Source organism: Mesorhizobium sp. M4B.F.Ca.ET.017.02.2.1 (genome assembly GCF_003998955.1).
Lineage (GTDB): Bacteria > Pseudomonadota > Alphaproteobacteria > Rhizobiales > Rhizobiaceae > Mesorhizobium > Mesorhizobium abyssinicae.
The window spans coordinates 1-1,230 of the sequence record NZ_RZOF01000621.1 but is presented as its reverse complement, the minus strand read 5'-3'; the positions used below and the strand labels follow the sequence as shown (position 1 = coordinate 1,230).

Annotated in this window: 2 protein-coding genes; one reads left to right on the top strand and one right to left on the bottom strand. The window is 64.3% G+C overall.

Going from position 1 to position 1,230, the window contains the following annotated elements; translation table 11 throughout:
• Window positions 1-227, bottom strand: a 227-nt coding sequence (locus EN738_RS34390) for a glutathione S-transferase family protein (protein WP_145967052.1), incomplete at its 3' end; no start/stop codon positions are given.
• A gap of 154 nt (window positions 228-381) precedes the next feature.
• Here EN738_RS34390 and EN738_RS34385 point away from each other — a divergent pair.
• Window positions 382-1,188: an undecaprenyl-diphosphate phosphatase gene (locus EN738_RS34385; RefSeq protein ID WP_127287370.1), complete on the top strand. Its 807-nt coding sequence runs from the start codon at window positions 382-384 to the stop codon at window positions 1,186-1,188.
• Window positions 1,189-1,230 lie beyond the last annotated feature (42 nt).

The following is a 1,230-nucleotide window of genomic DNA, read 5'->3' as shown; positions in this document are numbered from 1 at the left end:
CCGCGCGTCTCGTCGAGATATTCGGCGATCACCATGGCGCCGACGATCGGCACGTCGCCCTCGGCAAGCAGGATCGGCAAGGTTCCGGCCGGGTTCAGCGCCAAAAACTCCTTGCGCCGCGTCCACGGCTTTTCCTCGATCAGCGCCAGCTCCTCGCCATATTCGCCGAAGGCGAGGCGCACGAACCGGCAGGAGGCGAACATCGGGTGGTGGAAGAGCGTCAGCATGGTCCCGCGATAATAAGGCGCACTGGCGAATCGCCGGCCGCGCCGGTAAGTCTTGGCCGCCCGCAAAGCGGACCGTCAGGGTGCTGCGACCTATAGGGGGACTTCCGCGCCATGACAAGCAAGCCCTTCTTTGAGTCCCAATCCCGAGGTTGCCATGGATAGCCAGACCATCGTCGAAGCGCTGCTGCTCGGCCTGCTGGAGGGCCTGACCGAGTTCATTCCGGTGTCTTCGACCGGCCACATCCTGCTCGCCGGCCATTTCCTCGGCTTCCATTCGACCGGCAAGGCGTTCGAGATCCTGATCCAGCTCGGCGCCATCCTCGCCATCCTCAGCGTCTATTTCAAACGCCTGTGGCAGATGCTGCTCGAACTGCCGCACGACCGGCTGACCAGGCATTTCGTCATCGGCATCCTCATCGCCTTCCTGCCGGCGGCCATCATCGGCGCGCTGGCGCATGACTTCATCAAGACTATCCTGTTCGAATCGCCGCGGCTGATCTGCATCATGCTGATCATCGGCGGCGTCGTCCTGCTTCTGGTCGATCGGATGAACCTCAAGCCCGTCTATCGCGACGTCGAGCGCTTCCCGACGCGGCTCTATCTGCAGATCGGCCTGTTCCAGTGCCTGTCGCTGATCCCCGGCACCTCGCGCTCCGGCTCGACCATCGTCGGCGCGCTGCTGCTCGGCGTCGACAAGCGCGCGGCGGCGGAATTCTCCTTCTTTCTCGCCATCCCGACCATGGTCGGCGCCTTCGCCTTCGACCTGTTCAAGAACCGCAACGTGCTGACCTCGGCCGACCTGCCGATCATCGCCATCGGCTTCGTCGCCGCCTTCGTCACCGCGCTGTTCGTCGTCCGCTTCCTGCTCGATTACGTCTCGCGCAACGGCTATTCGCTGTTCGGCTGGTGGCGCTTGGTGGTCGGCGGGCTCGGGCTGGTGGCGCTGATGATCTGGGGGTAAGCGCCCACCCTCCCCCTTGTGGGGAGGGTCGATCCGCATAGC

Bases quoted from the DNA above. Each gene is read 5' to 3' on its own strand.
- EN738_RS34385 (WP_127287370.1), top strand. From the start codon at position 382: ATGGATAGCCAGACCATCGTCGAAGCGCTGCTGCTCGGCCTGCTGGAG.